11 protein-coding genes are annotated in these 18404 nt (G+C 64.0%); 7 read left to right on the plus strand and 4 right to left on the minus strand.

Translation table 11 applies throughout. The annotated features are described in order from the left end of the window. The 3 genes from AC3G88_RS25915 to AC3G88_RS25925 form a co-directional block, all read left to right on the plus strand. Positions 1-206, plus strand: a 206-nt coding sequence (locus AC3G88_RS25915) for a hypothetical protein (protein ID WP_488894106.1), incomplete at its 5' end; no start/stop codon positions are given. A 198-nt stretch (positions 207-404) separates the two neighbouring features. Further along, complete coding sequence (fusA, locus tag AC3G88_RS25920; protein ID WP_488894186.1) at positions 405-2453, plus strand: elongation factor G; 2049 nt, start codon at positions 405-407, stop codon at positions 2451-2453. Between the two features lie 278 nt (positions 2454-2731). Next, entirely contained in the window at positions 2732-3712 is a 981-nt protein-coding gene (locus tag AC3G88_RS25925; RefSeq protein WP_487524050.1) for a Bug family tripartite tricarboxylate transporter substrate binding protein, read from the plus strand. Positions 3713-4247: 535 nt separating this feature from the next. Here AC3G88_RS25925 and AC3G88_RS25930 read toward each other — a convergent pair. Further along, complete coding sequence (locus AC3G88_RS25930; protein WP_488894107.1) at positions 4248-5513, minus strand: MFS transporter; 1266 nt, start codon at positions 5511-5513, stop codon at positions 4248-4250. A gap of 308 nt (positions 5514-5821) precedes the next feature. Between AC3G88_RS25930 and AC3G88_RS25935 the strand changes: the two genes are divergently transcribed. From AC3G88_RS25935 to AC3G88_RS25950, 4 genes are all read left to right on the plus strand, one after another. Continuing rightward, positions 5822-8467, plus strand: coding sequence for a bifunctional diguanylate cyclase/phosphodiesterase (locus tag AC3G88_RS25935; protein WP_488894108.1), 2646 nt, complete (start codon positions 5822-5824; stop codon positions 8465-8467). Positions 8468-8700: 233 nt separating this feature from the next. Beyond that, on the plus strand, positions 8701-9072 hold the full coding sequence (locus AC3G88_RS25940; RefSeq protein ID WP_488894109.1) for a single-stranded DNA-binding protein: 372 nt from the start codon (positions 8701-8703) through the stop codon (positions 9070-9072). Positions 9073-9366: 294 nt separating this feature from the next. Next, positions 9367-13257, plus strand: coding sequence for a chemotaxis protein CheB (locus AC3G88_RS25945; protein ID WP_488894110.1), 3891 nt, complete (start codon positions 9367-9369; stop codon positions 13255-13257). Positions 13258-13679: 422 nt separating this feature from the next. After that, positions 13680-14840 (plus strand): right-handed parallel beta-helix repeat-containing protein, encoded by a 1161-nt coding sequence (locus tag AC3G88_RS25950; RefSeq protein WP_488894111.1) that lies wholly within the window; start codon positions 13680-13682, stop codon positions 14838-14840. 64 nt (positions 14841-14904) lie between these two features. Here the strand turns inward: AC3G88_RS25950 and rfbA are convergent, their stop codons facing one another. From rfbA to AC3G88_RS25965, 3 genes are read right to left on the minus strand one after another with little or no spacing between them, the layout of a single operon-like run. Then, the gene (gene rfbA, locus AC3G88_RS25955) at positions 14905-15792 is read right to left on the minus strand and encodes a glucose-1-phosphate thymidylyltransferase RfbA (protein ID WP_488894112.1); all 888 of its coding nucleotides are present in this window, start codon (positions 15790-15792) and stop codon (positions 14905-14907) included. After that, positions 15789-17081 (minus strand): oligosaccharide flippase family protein, encoded by a 1293-nt coding sequence (locus tag AC3G88_RS25960; RefSeq protein ID WP_488894113.1) that lies wholly within the window; start codon positions 17079-17081, stop codon positions 15789-15791. Before AC3G88_RS25960 ends, rfbA begins: the two co-directional genes overlap by 4 nt. An 18-nt stretch (positions 17082-17099) precedes the next feature. Further along, complete coding sequence (locus AC3G88_RS25965; RefSeq protein ID WP_488894114.1) at positions 17100-18401, minus strand: oligosaccharide repeat unit polymerase; 1302 nt, start codon at positions 18399-18401, stop codon at positions 17100-17102. Positions 18402-18404 lie beyond the last annotated feature (3 nt).

An 18404-nucleotide genomic window follows, 5' to 3' on the forward strand; every position in this document is an offset into this window, starting at 1 on the left:
GAGCGACCGGCTTTGCCGTTCGCTGTCGCTGCGTCTTTCGTCGCAGCGGAGAAACGAGATTATTAAGGGTTTTCCCTAATTCGTCAAGCGTTTCGGAGAATTTCTTTTTTGCTGCCGCCGGTTGTTACTTGGCAGAAAACCTGCAGATATTCTCCCCCGCCGCCGTCAGGTTTTCACCTGCACCGGCAGCGGGGAGCGAATATTAATGCCTCCGCGCCGCGCTTGCAAGCAATTTTGAAAAGAAGCGCATGGGACACTCCGCGGACGAGAAACTGTGCCTGACAATCCACCTGCATCCGAACGTCAGACGGCGAAGAGGGATTGCGGACGTCGCGCCGTACATGGTGTTTGCGACCCATCTCGCCAATAATGGGGAAACACCGACGGCCACACGGGGGGCGCCCATGCTATATGGTCCCGACGCTATTCGTACGATCGCCCTGCTGGGGCACGCGGGAGGCGGCAAGACCTCGATAATCGAATCGCTGCTTCACAAGGGCGGCGCGCTGCACAACCCCGGCAGCGTCGAGCGCGGCACGACCGTCTGCGACTTCGATCCGCTCGAACACAAATACCGACATTCGCTTACCAGCGCGATCGCTCACCTCGATTATCGCGACACCCGCATCTATCTGGTCGACACGCCCGGTTATCCCGATTTCTCTGGCCTGTCGATGAGCGGCATGGCGGCGGTGGAGACTGCCGCCATCGTCGTCAACGCGCAGACCGGCATCGATATGACGACGCGTCGCATGATGGCGTGGGCACAGTCGCGCAACCTGTGCCGGATGATCATCGTCAACGGCATCGACAAGGAAAAAGTCGATCTTCCCGCGCTGCTGATCGACATTCAGGAAGCGTTCGGTAAGGAATGCCTGCCCATCAATCTCCCGGCCGGGCGAGCCACCCAGGTCGTCGATTGCTTCTTCAACCCGGCGGGCGACGCCGATTTCCTGTCAGTGGCATCGGCTCATGAGGCGCTGGTCGATCAGGTCGTCGAGATGGATCCGGAACTGATGGAGCTGTATCTCGAGCAAGGCCAGCAGATCGCTCCGGAGCAATTGCACGCACCATTCGAGCGGGCACTCCGCGAGGGCCACCTGGTACCGATCTGCTTCGCCTCGGCAACCAACGGTATCGGCATCGCCGAACTGCTGGAGGTATTTTTGCGGTTGCTGCCCAATCCGACCGAAGGGAACCCCCCGCTGTTTTTCCGTGAGGAGGGAGAGCACAAGGTAACGGTTCAAGCCGAGCCCGTGCCCCACAAACACGTGCTGGCGCATGTCTTCAAGATCACGATAGACCCGTACCTCGGAAAAATGGCGGTGTTTCGCATCCACCAGGGCACGGTCACGCGCGACAGTCAGCTTTATATCGGTGATGGGCGGCAGCCGTTCAAGGTGGCACATCTGTTGATGCTGCAGGGCAAGGAGCGCGTGGAAGTGCCACACGCGGGGCCCGGGGACATTTGCGCCGTGGCGAGAATCGACGAGATCGGTTTCGATGCCGTGCTGCATGATGCCACCGAGGACGGCAACATCCATCTGCTTCCGCTTGATTTTCCGACGCCTATCTATGGCTTGGCGATTGAGCCTGCGCGGCGGGGCAATGAGCAGCGCCTGTCGGAACTGTTGCAGAAGCTCACGGCGGCCGACCCGTGCCTGCGCATCGAGCATCCCGCCGGCACCAATGAAACGGTCATGCTTGGCTTGGGCGAATTCCAGCTGCGCTGTGCGCTGGAGCGCCTGACCGATCATTACAAGCTCGATGTCGTGACACGACCGCCGAAGATTGCCTATCGCGAAACCATCGACGGCAAGGCCGAGGGCCACCACCGCCACAAGAAACAAACCGGTGGCGCCGGGCAGTTCGGCGAGGTGTTTCTGCGCGTCGAGCCGCTGGCGCGTGGCAAGGGCTTCGAATTCGTCGATGCGGTCAAGGGCGGCGCCATTCCGGGCCAGTTCATTCCCGCCGTCGAAAAAGGCATCCGCCAGGTGCTCGATAGCGGCCCGCTGGCAGGCTTTCCCATGCAGGACGTACGCGTCACCGTGTTCGACGGCAAGAGTCATTCCGTCGATTCGAAGGAAGTGGCCTTTGCGGTGGCGGGGCGCAAGGCCTTCATCGACGCCGTGCTCAAGGCAAGGCCGAGCGTACTCGAACCGATCGTGGATATCGAAGTGACGACACCAGAAGCGGCAATGGGCGACATCATCAGTGACCTGTCGACCAAACGCGGACAGGTCCGCGGCACGCGAAGCGCAGCTGGCAACAACGTCACCGTGATGGGACAGGTGCCGCTATCCGAACTGAACGAATACCAATCGCGTGTGAACAGCATTACGGGCGGCCACGGCCACTACGCGATGCAATTCAGCCACTACGAGCCCGTGCCGCCCGCCCAGCAGGAACAGATGGCAGCCCAGCATCAGTCACGGGAGGACAACACCCCCTGACCGAATACATTTCAGGCCAAACAGGCGGGCACCTCGGCCGCAGGCCCTTCCCCCCGCTGCGCGTTTGGGAGACCGGGGCCGCGCCGCCGGTATAATTCCGGCCGCATCTATTTATCCGAATTCCTGTTGTCTGAAGTGATGTCTCGAACCTTCGCGCCTGTGCCACCCGCAGCGTGAAATGAACGCGTGAGCAGCGGCGTCATCACCTACACCCCATCAGCCCGCGCCAGAAGACGGCGAACGTTCGGCTCAGGATTCGCTTCACAAGGATCCTTGCAATGCTGAAGGCAATGCTGGCCGCCATGCTGGTGGCCTGTGGTCTCACCACCACGCCCGTACACGCTCAATCCGCCCAGGCCCAATGGCCCACCAAGCCCATCCGCCTGGTGATTCCGTTCCCGCCGGGCGGCGGTACCGATATCCTCGCCCGCCTGGTGGCCAACCAGGTGTCCCAGGATACGAAATGGACCTTTGTCCCCGATAACAAGCCTGGGGCCGGCGGCACGCTCGGCATCGCCGAAATCGTCCGTGCCGCGCCGACCGGCTACGAACTCGTCATGGGCCAGAAGGACAACCTGGTGGTGGCGCCGTGGCTCTATAAGTCGGTGTCCTATGTGCCGGGCCGCGACCTGATTGCGATTAGCCACGTCGCCTACACGCCCATCGCCATCGTCACGTCGGCCAACTCGCGCTTCAAGACGCTGGCCGACGTGGTAGCCGCAGCGAAGGCGCATCCGGAATCCATCAAGTATGGATCGCCCGGCAACGGGACGACCATCCATCTGGCTGCCGAGATCTTCAGCCAGGCGGCCGGCATCAAGTTGCTGCATGTTCCCTACAAGGGGTCCAACGCGGCAATGATGGACGCCATGGCAGGCAATGTCGACCTGATGGTGGCCTCCGTGCCGTCCGCGCTGGCCCAGGTCAAGGCTGGAAAGCTGCGCGCGTTGGCGGTAACGTCGGCCACCCGCAGCACATCGCTGCCCAATGTTCCGACTGTTGCGGAAAGCGGCTACAAGAACGTGGACGTCAGCACCTGGTACGGCATCTTTGCCCCGGCCAAAACGCCCGCCGATGTCGTCGAGCGCATTGGGACAGAGGTCAACAAGGTGCTCGCCAAGCCCGACGTCATCCGTGCCATCCACGAGCAAGGTGCCGAGCCCAAGCTAATGACCGCCCAGCAGTTTTCCGATCTCGTGACGTCAGAATACAAGGCGTGGAAACCCATCGTGGAGCGGTCGGGCGCCAAGCTCGAGTAAGCGCGCGGCTTGTCGTATCCGCAGGGCGGCTTGCATTCGGACGCAGGACAAGCAGGTTGGACTGGTTGCTGAACCAGTCCAAGCCACATTCCAGCGGTCAAGGCGTGAGAGCGGCGCGACTGGCACGCTGCGAAGGCGGTCGCCTCAGCTAGCTTGCATGCTCTTCGACAGCGATGGGTTGCACGTTGCCAACCGACACGCCCGCTGACCCACCCGCGGCACCGCGGTAGCTCCGCGGTTCCAACGCTCGCGTGGGAACATGGGTGCGCGCCCCGGCCCCTTCGAATTCCACAATGACGGCGGTGGGGCTGGCAATGCGGGTGATGGTCACCGGTGCCCCCCGAAACGTCCACGTCGTCTCGATCTGAAAGGGACTATTTCGGTATGCCTTGCGGCGCTGCTTGCTGTTCATATCGGAAACCGCTTGGTCAATTGCCACCGCCCGGTGCGCGGGCGGCTGGGGTAAAGGTGACGTTGCCTGAGAGTTCGTTCGGCTCGGAAGGTTCCTGCCGGACTCGCCGCGCCGACGGGAGGTTCACGAGACCGCCTCCCCCGCTCCTGCCTCCGAGATGGCATGCGCCAGCTCCTCGGTGACACGGATTTCCGCCCCAATGGGGGTCATCTGCGCCGTTGCCGCGAATGGTGCCGCCGATGTCGGTGAAGGATGACGATTGCGTCGCCAGAGGAAGAAGGAGGCCAGGCCCGCGTGCAGGACGAGAAACGCCCAGAAGAGCCCGCTCGCGCCTAGCGCATTCATCAGCGGCGAGATAATCATAGGACTGATGGCCGCGCCTACCGAGTTGATCAGGAGCATGCCCTGGATGACCCGTACGAGTTCGCTCGCCTCTGCACGGTCGGCCGAGTGACTCACCGCCACCGGATAGATCGCGAAAATTCCGCCGCCGATGAGGAACATCAGCACCATGAGCAGCGGTGGATAACTCGGCAGTAGCAGGACGGCCAGCGAGACGGCCGCGCATCCCGCACTAAGCGCAAGCAGCACAGTCTGCCTGTCCTGCCTGTCGGACCACCGGCCCACCGGGTATTGCAGTGCCATGGCGCCGCAAATGGCACAGGCCATCAATTGGCCGACCTGGGCCACGCTCATGCCCTCTCGTTGCAGGTAAATCGGCAACAACGTGTAGACCGCCGCGATGCCTACGCCAGATCCAAAGCTGCCGATCGCGCCTGCGGGCGTCATGCGAACGAGATGCTGCGGCATCAGGGGTTCGGCATGCGCCACGTCTGGCGCAGTCTTCGGTAGCACGGCCATGGGCAGCACCGCCATCGAGCCCAGTACGCCGGCCACCATGAACGGTACGCTCTCGGCCACCGATCCAATGGCGCCCAGACTCATCTGCGCGAGCATGATCGATCCGTAGAGGGCGATCATATAGATCGCCAGCAGCCGCCCCCTGGACTTCGTATCCCCCACCAGCAACAGCCAGCTCTCCACGACGAGGTAGATGCCCACCATGGCCCAGCCGTTCACGAGCCGCAGAACGAGCCAAATCCATGGATCGACAATCAAGCCCTGTAGCAGATAGGTAATCGCGACCAGGGAGGCGAAGCTGCTGTACGAGCGAATGTGGCCGATCCGCGAAATCAGGCGGTCGCTGGTCACCGCGCCCAGCGTCAGCCCAACGAAATACGCCGACGAAATGGCGCCGATCATCGTGGCGGAAACACTGGCGGCATCGAGCCGGAGAGACGTCAGGGAAGCCATGAACCCACTTCCCAAGCTAACTATGAACAACCCTAAAAGTGGCCCAACCGCCACCGTCCAACCGCTGCGCGACACAACTTCCTCACAAAGCAACAAAATGCACCGCGGAGAATACCCGATGTCGGACAGGGCCCGCCTTTTGGGTGGCATCCGCTTGAACGGGTCGCTTCAGTCGCCACCACAATTGCCGTTATTGTCGGCACCGTGATCGCATCTGACCCAGGCGCAGCGCGTACGATAAATAAAACGTGATGCATTGGGCGCATCAATCGTCAAATCCCGAAGGCAAGTACAGGACCAGGAGCGTGCTGCTTGTGGGGTTCGCTGACCTCGATTAGCCTGCTATCGATGCCGATTCCTCGCTGCGCAGCGATATTCTTTTGATGCCAGAACGCTCGACCATTCGATATGGCAAGGCGCTGCAGCACTTGCGCCAAGTTCTTTCCCCATTGAACTTGGGGGCGGCAGCATGGCTGGTCGCAACATGGTCGTTCGCCACGTTTCAGCTCGTGACCGAGCGGGACCGGCTGCTCCATGACGCCGCAGAGCGCACCCAGGCGGAGGCCCGCGCGTTCGGTGCGTACTCCAAATCCAGCATCCTGCGGCTGTCCGAATTTCTTCTCGACCTGCGCGCCAGCTGGCTGGTCGGCCAGTCGGGATTCAACGAGTTGGTACGCGAGCGCGAAAACCTGGTGGTAGACCTGTCGTTCCAGGTGGCGGTGATCGACAAGAAGGGGTTGCTCGTCTACTCGTCCATCGGTTCGCCCCAAGCCGGCGAGAAGGTCGATCTGAGCAAGCGCGAGCATTTTCAGGTCCATCAGAACGCCGGCGGTCGCGACATGCTCTTCATCAGCGATCCAGTTAAGGGCAAGGTCTCGGGTAAATGGTCAATCCAGTTCACCCGCCCTATCCTCCGCGCAGGCAACTTCGATGGCGTCATCGTGGTCTCGGTCAGCCCGGAGCAGTTCGCCAGCTTTGCGCAGACCTTTACCTCTGTCGATGGCGAAGTGGCGTCGGTCATCAAGAATTCCGGCCAGGTCCTGGCGCGCGTGCCATCGCTGGAAGGCTCGCTGGCAAGGGCCGTCGCCAACCGACCCTACCTCGCCGGCGACGCGCCGCTGGCTGGCAGCTTTCGAGCGGTGTCGGGCTCCGAAGGCGTGGAGCGGATCTTCGGCTACTCCCGAATGCCGGAGTTTGGGCTGAACTTCGTGGTGGGTGAATCGGTGGATCTGGTGCTGGTGCCCTACGAGCGTTATCGCCGCGTTGCCTTGGCGAGTGCCATCGCTTCCACGCTGCTGCTGGGCTTGTTGTACTACAGCCTGCGCCGCTCCATGGCGGAGCGACGGCGTCATATCGAAGAAATGCGGCTGGCCTCGCTGGTCTATTCGTCCAGCAGCGAGGCGATGGTGGTGACGTCTCTCGACGGCACCATCATCGACGTCAATCCGGCTTTCTCCGCCGCCACCGGCTATACCATCGCGGACATCAAGGGCCGCTCCGGCTATAGCATCGGTGGGACAGACCATACGGCCGGGCTGGTGGCCGAACGATTGCGGCTCAGCGTGGATGCCACGGGCAAATGGAGCGGAGAAATCTCGATCCGTCGCAAGGACGGCAGCGAGTTTCCCGCCTACCTCACCGTGGATACCTACCTTGCCCACGCGCATGGCGAGCGCCGGCGCGTCGCGCTGATCCATGACATGACAGAGAAGCGGCGGGCGGAGGAAGTCATCCGGCACCAGGCCAATTTCGACGCGCTCACGGATCTGCCCAACCGCCGACTCTTCTTCGACCGGCTGGGGCAGGAGATCGAGCACGCAAGCGGCACCCGGGATGAGCTGGCGCTGTTGTTCATCGATCTGGATCGATTCAAGGAGGTCAACGATACCCTCGGCCACGATCAGGGCGACCTATTGCTGCTGGAGGTCGTGCGTCGCATCGCGGCATCGGTGCGCGCTTCGGATACCGTGGCACGGCTGGCCGGCGACGAATTCACGGTGATCCTTCCTGCGGTGGGCGATACCGACGTGGCCGCGGGCATTGCCGAGGCGATCCTGGAGCGGATCGCAGCCCCTTACACGCTGGCGGGCGAGCTGGTGGCAGTGTCGGCCAGCATCGGCGTGGCCATTTACCCCAGGGACGCGGACAACGCCGAGGCGCTGCTGGTGTGCGCCGACCAGGCGATGTTTGCGGCCAAGAAGGAGGGCCGCAATCGCTCGAAGGTCTTTACCAAGGCGCTGCTACAAGCGGAGAGAGAGCGCCTGCGCATCACGCAGGACTTGCGCACAGCGCTGGCGGCCGGCCAGTTTGCGCTGCACTACCAGCCCATTGTCGATCTGCGCACGGGCAAGGTTTGCAAGGCAGAGGCCCTGATTCGCTGGAACCATCCGGTACGCGGACCGATCCATCCGGCCGATTTCATTGCCGTTGCGGAGGAATCCGGCCTCATCATCGACATTGGTCGCTGGGTTCTCGCGGAAGCGCTGGAGCAGCTTGTACGCTGGCAGGCGCTAATGGGCAAGGGCTTCCAGATTTCGGTGAACAAATCCCCCATGGAATTTTGCGCGCCCGCGAGCGGGCCGGAATCCTGGTCCGGTATGATCGAGCGCATGAACGTGCCGGTTGGCAGCCTGGTCATCGAGATCACCGAAGGCTCGGTGATGGAGCAGAGCGCCGGCGTCATAGACCAGTTGTTCCGCTTCCAGGCGGCGGGCATCGAAATCGCACTCGATGACTTTGGGACTGGCTACTCCTCGTTGTCGTACCTGCGGCGCCTCGACATTGACTACATCAAGATCGACCGGTCCTTTATCCGATCGCTGACGCGGGGTCCCGACGACGTCGCCTTGTGCCGCGCCATCATCAGCATGGCGCATGCTCTGCGCATCAGTGTGATTGCAGAGGGTGTCGAGACCGAGTTGCAGCGCGACATCCTGCTGGCTGCCGGCTGTGACTACGGGCAAGGCTACTATTTCTGTCCGCCGGTGGACCCCAGCGCGTTCGAGGCCTTCGTGAGCGCCGTAACTTGAGGCGGCCGTTGCTTCTAACGCCGGCCGGCCGCGAAATTCCAGTGCGAAGGCGAGCCTGACCCGCACGGGATGGCGCTTGACCCGACATCGTTTGGGCGTGGTAGTCTGCCGCGGCATTCAGATGCAGCACCCTTGGGGCAGGCGGGGCGGTCGACAACTGCCACATGCCCAGGGGAGTGGTGAAGGTTCAACGGAAGTCTGGGCGGCAGTCGCCCGGGATAGAGAGGTCAAGAATGATTGATGGTCTGATCGGCGGCAGGATCTATGGAAAGTCCGCGGAGCGCCAAGGGCAAGGCGGCAAGGCCTATGTCACAACGAAGGTGCTCGCCCCCGCTGGCGACGGCGAATCGCTGTTCGTCAACGTCATCGCGTTTGGCGACAATGCGCGGGCGGCACTGCTGGCGCTGGATGACGGCGATTCCGTTGCCCTGTCTGGCACGCTGACACCGAAGGTATGGACCGACAAGAACGGCGATACGCGCCCCGCCCTCGACATGGTGGCCCATGCAGTGCTGACGCCCTATCACATCAACCGAAAGCGGCAAGCTGTCCAGCCGCCGTCAACACCGACTGGCGCGGAAGGCCTGGAGGACGGGTCTGAATAGAGCAGGATTCACGGCACGCGCCTGCCGCGCCTTTCCGCTGTAAGGCGTTCATCGCACCGCACATTTTCAGCGCCCAGTAAGGCACAGCACTCGTCTCGTGTCCTTCGTGTCTGGTGCGATCCCCATTCCTTTGCGTGGGAAGGCCGTTCAGCCGTATCGCGCCGACCGGCTTCCACAGCCGCGCCGTCCCCTCCGAAGATTGCCCGGTTTCTCCATTGGTGAGAGGCAAATCTGGACACGGCGCGTGCGTAGGCGCACCATTTCAGATGGTCACGTCACAGGGAGCCACCGCCCATGAACGCCGAGCACCCATCGACCTTCGATGTCCTTTGCCTCGTGGCATCGGCCGGCGGCCTTCCCGCAATCTCTACCGTCGTCGGCGACCTCGCACCCGACTTTCCGGTTGCTGTTGTGGTCGGGCAGCATCTGGGGAGTGCAAGCGACCTCGCCCGAATCCTGTCAAGGCGCACGGCATTGCAGGTGGTCTGGGCCACCGACGGCATGCTGCTTCAGCCCGGGCGTATCCACGTCGCGCCGCCAAGAACGGCCCTCGAGGTGAATCCCGATCGGACCTGCGCGCTGCGACGCACCAACGTCTCTCCACTCGATCACGCGCTAGACGCGCTTCTGCATTCGCTTGCCGAGAGTTTTGGCGAGCGAGGCATGGCAGTGGTCCTGACCGGCATGGGCAACGACGGTGCCGCCGGTGCAGCGGCAGTGCGGGCCGCAGGTGGCGCCGTGATCGCACAGAGCGAAGACACCGCCGACCATCCTGACATGCCGCGCGCGGCCGTCCAGGCCGGCGCAGTGGATCTTGTGCTGCCGCTGTACGACATCGGCCCGACAATCGCCCGCATCGTGGCCGGCGGACGGTTTCCGCACCCTCGCAATGAGCAGGAGGCGCGCGACGTTCTCTTTGCCGGACCCGGGCCCGCGCGCGCGGTCCTGCGTAGTATCAACTGGGATGAAAGCGTGTTGGGGCGCGTGATGTCCTGGCCCACTGCGCTGAAGGCAGCCTTGTCCAGCATGCTCGGCAGCGGGTTCGCGACCTGCATTGCCTGGGGTCCATCATTTGTCCAGTTCTACAACGACGCCTGGATCGGCGTGCTGGGCAGCAAGCACCCGGACGCAGCCGGGGCGCCGTCGCACGTCACCTGGCAGGAACACTGGCCCGGCCTCGCAAGCGTCTATCGGGAGGTGTGCGACACATCTCACACGAGCTTCACGCAGGACAGGCAGCTCGAACTGGCGCGCAACGGCCATCCCGAGGAAGCCTACTTCACCTGGTCGTGTAGCCCTCTCACGGACGAAGCCGGGATCGTGCGCGGGGTGATGACCATCGCGGCCGAGACGACGGAGCGGGTGCTGCTGGAGCGCAGACTCGTTGCGTTGCGGGCATTGACCTCGGCAACGTCGGGCGCCGCGACCGTGACCGATGCCTGCCGGCTCGCCGAGCAGGCACTCGCGGAGCAGGCGAAGGACTTGCCGTTCGTGCTGATCTACCGCGTAGATGAAACACGGCAGCGATGTAGCCTTTGTGCTGCCGCGGGCGTTCTCGCCGGCTCGCCTGCGGCGCCATACTCGGTCGAGCTGCATTCGGCGTCCACAGTCTGGCCACTCGGGCACGTGGCCAGACATTGCGAAGCCCTCAGCGTGATCGATCTCGCTTCCCGCCTGCGCGCCTTCCATGCAGGCCCGTGGCCCGAGCCGCCGACCAGCGCCCTTCTGCTTCCGGTACGCCTGGAAAACGACCCCGTAGGCGCCGTTCTGGTATTGGGTCTGAGTCCGCGACTCGAATTCGATCGCCTATACCAGGAATTCACAGAGCAATTGGCGCAACAGCTGGGTGCCAGCTTGACCGATGCGCGGCTGCGGGAGTCTGCACGGGATCGGCTGGAGCAACTCGCCGAACTCGATCGAACCAAAACCGAGTTCTTCTCCAACGTGAGCCACGAGTTTCGAACGCCGCTGACGCTGATTCTTGCCCCGCTCGAAGACATGCAGCTACGCGCGAACGTTGAAACCGACCTGCAAGGCGAGCTCGAAGTCGCTGCGCGCAACGCAAAGCGGCTGTTGAACCTGGTGGATACGCTGCTTGATTTCTCGAAAATCGAAGCGGGGCGGCTACGCGCACAGTTCGAACTCCTCGATCTGGCGGCATTGACGCGTGATGTGGCCAGCCTCTTCCGCAGCGCGGCAGAACGTGTAGGGCTCTCGCTTCACGTCGATTGCCCTCCCTTGCCCGCGTTCGTTTCTGTCGATCGCCAGATGTGGGAGCAGATTGTTTCAAACCTGCTGTCCAACGCCTTGAAGCATACCTTCGAAGGCAGCATCTCGGTGCGCCTGGCCGCCATCGATCAGCACGTGGAGCTCACCGTGTCAGACACCGGGGTCGGCATCCCCGAGGAAGAGCTTTCCAATATCTTCCTGAGATTTCATCGGGTGCGCGACGTGCGCTCCAGAACCGACGAAGGCGCCGGCATCGGCCTGGCAATGGTCTACGAGTTGGTTCGCCTGCATCATGGACGGGTACGGGCGCGCAGCGCCCCGGGGCAAGGCAGCACATTTACCCTCTGGATCCATCGGCACTATCGGCCGGAGTGGCCCCAAGCGTCTGGAACACGATCGCTTGCGCGGAGTATCGCGAAACAGCTTGCCGCCGAGGCGGACCAGTGGACGCAAGGCGGTCCAACGATAACGCCGGCGCCGACAGATGTCGTCGAGGGCGTCCTGGGACCTGCGCGCCCCAGCCAGCCGGGACGCGCACCCGATTCCTGCGTTCTGGTGGTCGATGACAACGCCGACATGCGTGATTACCTGACCCGCATGCTCGGCATGCACTGGAAAGTGTTGGCGACGAACGATGGAGAAGCCGCTTTGGCGCTTGCTCGACGTCATCGACCGGATCTCGTGCTCACCGACGTCATGATGCCGGGTCTGGACGGTTTCGGACTGCTGCGACTGCTGCGCGCGGACAACGAGCTCAAAGCCACGCCGGTGATCCCGGTCACTGCGCGCGCCCACGAGGAAGCAGCGATCGAAGGCCTGCTGGCCGGCGCCGACGACTATATTGCCAAGCCATTCGCATCCCGCGAGCTTGTCGCGCGTGTCGGCGCCCAACTGGAGTTGGCACGCATCCGTCGTCATGGCGAGGAGCGCGTGCGAGAACTGCTGACGCTGATGCCGGTGGCAGTCTATGCATGCGACCAGGACGGCCGCTTCGAGGTTGTCAACCGGAGGGCTATCGAGTTATGGGGTGCCGAGCCTCCGGTACAGGACCGCGAATGGGCGCTGCGCGGCGGACCTCATGTTCTGCATCCGGACGGGAGCATTGTCGAGCCGGAGGCCGCGCCGATGGCCAGAGTGCTGCGAAGCGGCAAAGTTGTGATGGATGAGGAGCTGGTCATCGTCCGACCAGATGGGAGCAGCCGACGCGACATCCTCGTCAACATCCGCCCACTGCACGACGCGGATGGACGACTGATGGGAGCCGTGAGCGCGTTTCTCGACGTCACAGACCGTAAGCGCGCCGAACGAGCGCTTCAGACCATGAACGAGGAGCTGGAACGTCGCGTTGCCGAACGGACTGCTGCGCTCGCCGCAAGCGAGGCCGCCCTGGCCGCCGACCTGCGCGACACGCTGCTGCTGCATCGCGTGAGCAGCCAACCCGATGGCGAAAGCGAGATGCACTCGCTTTACCTGGACATCCTCGACACGGCCATCGCCTTGATGCAGGCAGACGCGGGTACGGTCCAGATACTGGACGAAAGCACCGGCGAACTCGTGATCCTGGCGCAGCGCAATCTGGAAGGGGTGGCGCACCACTTCATGCGCGTGCCCGCCGGGTCCAGCACCCCCTGCGGCATTGCGTTGGCGCGCGGCAAGCGGGTCTTCCTTGATTTCGATAATCCCGATGGACCGGATGTCCACGATTCCAACGGCATTCACCTACGGGGCGGGCTGCTCTCCGCGCAATCCACGCCATTGGTCACGCGACGCGGACGTCCGATCGGCATGTTCTCCACGCACTGGCGACGTCACTATCGCCCCGGAGATCGCGAACTGCGATACCTTGACCTCCTTGCGCGACAAGCCGCCGACCTGATCGAGCGACAACAGGCAATGGAAGAGCTACGTGAGCGCGACACCGCTATCACGCGATTGCAAGGCGCGGCCGCAGAATAATGCGTTCACCTTCTCGCCGGCGGTTTGCTGGCAGATCACCGCTCCGTTCATCGACCCGGCCCTGAGCCCTATCCGCGCCAGGGGGCGATCGTCTCTGACGGGTCAGGTGCCGCCTTGCGTTTCCGCCAACCTATCGCCCTTTTCCGACAACATGCCTTCGGGCGCCTGTCGCACCACCTGCGCCCCTCGGCAGGCCGGTATGCTGCGGTGAACTCCGGCAGCACAACGCCCCGGGGCACGCAAAAGGTAGCAACGATGAAACATCATTGCGAAGCGGTCACCCATGCGGTAGCGGCCACGCCAGGTGGCCACGGATGAAGCCCGGCAGCCGCCCCAGGCGCCGCCGGCTCGGCATTGCGGCGGCAATCGTTGCCGGAGTCGCCGGCGGGATCGCGCTCCTGGCGCAATGGCCGCAAATGTCGATGCCGGTATCCCCCGCGACTGGCGCCCCAGCCGACGTGTTCGTGCAGCCAGGCGCCAGCGGCGTCGACCAGGCCGATGTCCTGCAGGCCGCGCTCGACAACCTCCAACCGGGACAACGGCTGGTGCTCGCCCCCGGCAGCTATCTGGTGGGCCGCGTGCTGGCGGTACGCCGCGAACAGGTCGCGGTATCGGGCTACGACGCCACGCTGGTTGCGTCCAATCCGGACCAGCAGGCCATCCAGATCACCGGGGCGAACTCGACGCTGGTGGGCGTGACGCTCAAGGGCACAGGCTCGCAGCGGCTTGAGTCCGCCACGTCGGCCAAGGTAATTGTCGATGGTACAGGCATACAGGTGCTGGACGTGACCATCGAAGGCGGCGCCAGTGCCGGCATCTTCGTGTCGCGCGGTGTGGGGATCGCCCTTGTTGGCGACAAGGTCAGTGGCACGCTGGCCGATGGCATCCACATCACAGGCGGCTCGCAGGACGTGCTCGTGCAGGATTCGTCCGTCACGGCCACCGGCGACGACATGGTGGGCATCGTCAGCTACCAGCGCGACAACGCGCAGACCCGGAACATCTACGTCACCAGCAACTACCTGGCTGGCAATGCCTGGGGGCGCGGCGTGGCTGTCGTCGGGGGTGCCGATGTCACCGTCGCCGGCAACTGGATCGAGGGCGTGCAGAAGGCGGCCGCCGTGATGGTCGCACAGGAAGACGGCTATCGCACCGCAGACGTCAGCAATGTGCTGATCGCCAGCAACACGATAGCCGATGACCAGAACGCCACGGCGCCCGGCAACAACCGCATGGCAACGGGGCATGCCGCCATCGATATCAATACCGGCAGCGGCAGCGTGACGCGCGTGCAGGTGACGGGCAACCAGGTCACGCGCACGCGCTTTGACGGCTATCGCGCACAGGGCAATATCTGCCAGGCCGACATCACCAACAACCGCTTCGCGGCCATCGGCGGCGCGGCCATTGCGCTGCAGTATCGCAATTGCACGGCGGATCAGTTCACCTGCGGCACCAATACGCTCGATGGCGCACCGCTGCCCCCACCGTCAGGATGCTCCGGCGCGGTATCGATCCAGGCCGCCGGCGCGGACGCGAGCCGCCTCCCTCAGGTGCGAACTTATCTGCGGCGCGCTCGGTAATACCTGCCAGACCCCTGCGGGCCTGGCAGCGCACTCCGTTTCGACACAGGCTGCCCATGCCGGCTCACCTGACGCGCGGCGATTCCGCCAGCAGCCGCTGCAGATACTTGCCGTAATGGCTCTTGCCCAGCGGCGCGGCCAGCCGCGCGACCTGCTCCGCGTCGATCCAGCGACGCCGGTAGGCAATTTCCTCGGGGCACGCCACCATCAGGCCCTGGCGCTTCTGCAGGGTCGCCACCATCTGCGCGGCATCGATCAGCGAGTCGTGCGTGCCGGTATCGAACCACGCGAAGCCACGCCCCATGATGTCGACGGCCAGCTTGCCGGCCTCCAGGTAACGGGCGTTGACCTCGGTGATTTCCAGTTCGCCACGGGCCGACGGTCGGATGTCGGCGGCAATATCGCAAACACGGTTGTCATAGAAGTAAAGCCCCGTCACCGCATAGTTCGATCGCGGCTGCGCCGGCTTCTCCTCGATGGACAGCGCACGAAAGTCTTCGTCGAATTCCACCACGCCATAGCGTTCGGGGTCGTGCACGTGATACGCGAACACGGTGGCGCCGTCCTCGCGACGGCTGGAGCGGGCCAGCATGCGCGCCAGGTCATGCCCATAGTAGATGTTGTCGCCCAGGATCAGCGCCGAGGGATCGCGCCCCACAAAGTCGCGGCCGATGAGGAACGCCTGCGCCAGGCCGTCTGGCGACGGCTGCTCCGCATACTGCAGGTTCAGCCCCCACTGGCGGCCGTCGCCGAGCAAGGCTGCAAAGCGCGAAGTGTCCTGCGGCGTGGAGATGACCAGCACGTCGCGGATGCCGGCCACCATCAGCGTGGAGAGCGGATAGTAGATCATCGGCTTGTCATAGACCGGCAGCAGCTGCTTGGAGACACAGTGCGTGACCGGATAGAGCCGCGTGCCGGAGCCTCCGGCGAGAATGATGCCTTTGCGCGTCATGCCTGCATCTCCTTGGCAGTGGGGGATTCCTGTGCGGCCAGCGGGGGCGCCGGCGCGCCGCGAGTGGACGCGCGCCGGTAGCAGAGATAGAAGGCGATGGCGCCGGCGGCCTCGGTGATCAGCACCGATATCACCGTGCCCCGGGCGCCCATGTGCATCACGAAGGGCACCGCGTAGATCAGGTGCATGACTGTCACGGCAGCATAGATGTTTCGCACGGCGCGGTGCCGCCCCGACGCCATCAGGCCGAGATTGCCGAAGATGAATGCCACGCTGGTCAGCGGCAGCAGCATGCCCTCCAGCCGCAGCAGCAGAATGGTGTCGTGGAACGGATCGCCCAGCCACAGGCGGATGCCGACGCCGGCAAACAGCTCCACGGCCACGAACATCGCGCCCGAACAGCCAAAGACAACCATCATCGCGCGACGCATCAGCGCACGCGCGGCCGGCGGATCCGTGACGTTGTACTGGCTGATGCGCGGATAGAACGCCGTGCCGATCACCGTAAAGATCGTTTGCCCGGCAATGCGGATCTTGTCGGCCATCGAAAACTGTCCCACCGCTACGGGACCATGGAAATGGTTCAGCAGGATCGCGTTGAAGTTGACGTAGAAGCTGACCAGCACCAGCGACAGGAACATCGGGAAGCCTTCGCGCAACGATGCCATCGCCGCACCCGCCGGCACCCCGACCAGCGTCGCCAGTCGCCTGCGCCATACGCCCCAAAGCGCCGCGACGGCCAGGATCAGCGTGCCGACACTGATGCCCAGCGCGGCCAGCGCAGCGTCGCCGGGCGATCTTACCCATGCCACCACGCATGCCAGGCTGATGGCCTTGGACGCGAAGTTCGGCAGTACCAGCACCTTCATCCGTTCCAGGCCCTGGTAGAGCCAGATCGGCGTCACCGCGTTGGCCACCACGCCCACGAAGGCCGCGGCCAGGATGGCCCGATGTTCGCGCAGGTCCGGCGCCCACCACAACGCGCCGGCCAGCAGCAACGCCGCGCCCAGCGTGAGCGGCAGCTTGGCCGCTATCGTGGCCGAGAACACCGCCGCGACCGCGGCCGGATCATCGCGTCTGAGCGATACCAGCCGTGTCGCGGACAAGTTGTGGCCGTAGTCCGTCAGCAGGATCAGGTACTGCGCCAACGCCTGGCAGTAGGCCAGCACGCCGAACTCGCGCACGCCGAGCTTATGACCGAGGAAAGGCAACAGCACCAGCGGGAACAGGTAGTTACTGCCCTGGATCAGCAGCAGATAGGTGGCGGTGGAGCGTATGGATGGCGGCATCGGGCGCGGGCCTCGGGTTTAGCGTGGCCCGGCGGCCGGCAGGTTCGGGCGGCCGTAGAGCGAGCGCACGCCCGCAGGCGGCGCGCTGGCGGCCGGCTTCCCCAGGCACCGGAACACCAGCCACAGCAGCGCCAGCGGCACGAAGTTGCGGCCGCTGAACAGGTTCGGCACGCGCAGGATTTCCATCAGCGACACCAGCAGTACAGCATGGGCGCAGCACCAGAAGCCGTGGCCGGCACGCCATCCCGCGTAGCTGCGGCCTAGCAGCCACCCCATCAGCGCGGCTTCCAGCAGGGCGAATCCGCCCCACTCGTAGAAATGCACGAAGATGCCCGACGGGTTGTTGAACTCCGGATCGCCGAAAGTGTTGAGGAACAGGCTGTACCCATCGTCCGCGCCGACCAGCGGACGGAAGCTTTCGCCGACGATCGGAAACCGGATCAGCCAGTCGAACGTAAACGTCGGTGCGCCGGTGCCCCATCCCATGATCGTCAGCAGGCCGGAACCGTTGTTGATCGCCGTCGAGTAGTACAGGCCCAACCGTTCCAGCGCGAAGTCGAAGATGTTGTCGTAGATGTTGACGTAGTACGTCTCCCACGACCGGTTGTACTCGTTTGCGATGAAGAACCCGATCAGCGGCGGGATGGCGGCAAATGGCCCGAGTACCAGCAGCGCCGCGCGCAGCGACCCGCGCGGCGGCCGCAGGCGGAAGCGCGCCATCATCAGCGCCCAGGGCAACACCACTTCCACCAACGCCAGCCGCTCGGCAAAGATGAAGCTGCGCAATAACGTCAGCACGAACAGCACGCCCAGGTAGACCTGGTAACGGTTCAGGCCGCGCGGCCCCGTGCGGAAGATGACGAAGTAAAGCGGCACGTAGGCCACCGAAGCCTGGGTCAGCGTGCTGATGCCTACCACACGCCCTTTCAGCTCCAGCACGTCGTAGGTACTGGCGGCCCCATTCAAATAGGAAAGCAGCATCGCCGGCCGGGCGATTACGCCGCCCATCATCACCACGTAGCCGATGCAGGCCAGCCAGAACAGCGCATCGAGCACCCGCACAGACAGCACCACCGGCGCGTCGGCCGCGCGCGGGGCCAGCACACGCTCCCCCAGCGCACCCGCCGCCACCGCGAGCAGGAACAGCGCGCCGGCCATCGCATAGGTGCCGCTGAAGTAGATATGGTCGATGGACTTCTGGTCACCGAGCAGTTCCACCGACACAAGCCCATACAGCGGCAGGATGAAGCCCAGGAGCAGCCGTGCAGGATCGTCCCACCAGTAGCCGTCGTACGCATTGCAGGCGCCAGGCATCGTCATCGT

Source organism: Cupriavidus sp. 86D6 (assembly GCF_057815095.1).

Excerpts from the sequence above, each read along its gene's own strand:
- fusA (WP_488894186.1), top strand. The coding sequence starts at position 405 with ATGCTATATGGTCCCGACGCTATTCGTACGATCGCCCTGCTGGGGCAC.
- AC3G88_RS25925 (WP_487524050.1), top strand. The coding sequence starts at position 2,732 with ATGCTGAAGGCAATGCTGGCCGCCATGCTGGTGGCCTGTGGTCTCACC.
- AC3G88_RS25935 (WP_488894108.1), top strand. The coding sequence starts at position 5,822 with ATGCCAGAACGCTCGACCATTCGATATGGCAAGGCGCTGCAGCACTTG.
- AC3G88_RS25940 (WP_488894109.1), top strand. The coding sequence starts at position 8,701 with ATGATTGATGGTCTGATCGGCGGCAGGATCTATGGAAAGTCCGCGGAG.
- AC3G88_RS25945 (WP_488894110.1), top strand. The coding sequence starts at position 9,367 with ATGAACGCCGAGCACCCATCGACCTTCGATGTCCTTTGCCTCGTGGCA.
- AC3G88_RS25950 (WP_488894111.1), top strand. The coding sequence starts at position 13,680 with ATGCCGGTATCCCCCGCGACTGGCGCCCCAGCCGACGTGTTCGTGCAG.
- rfbA (WP_488894112.1), bottom strand. The coding sequence starts at position 15,792 with ATGACGCGCAAAGGCATCATTCTCGCCGGAGGCTCCGGCACGCGGCTC.
- AC3G88_RS25960 (WP_488894113.1), bottom strand. The coding sequence starts at position 17,081 with ATGCCGCCATCCATACGCTCCACCGCCACCTATCTGCTGCTGATCCAG.
- AC3G88_RS25965 (WP_488894114.1), bottom strand. The coding sequence starts at position 18,401 with ATGACGATGCCTGGCGCCTGCAATGCGTACGACGGCTACTGGTGGGAC.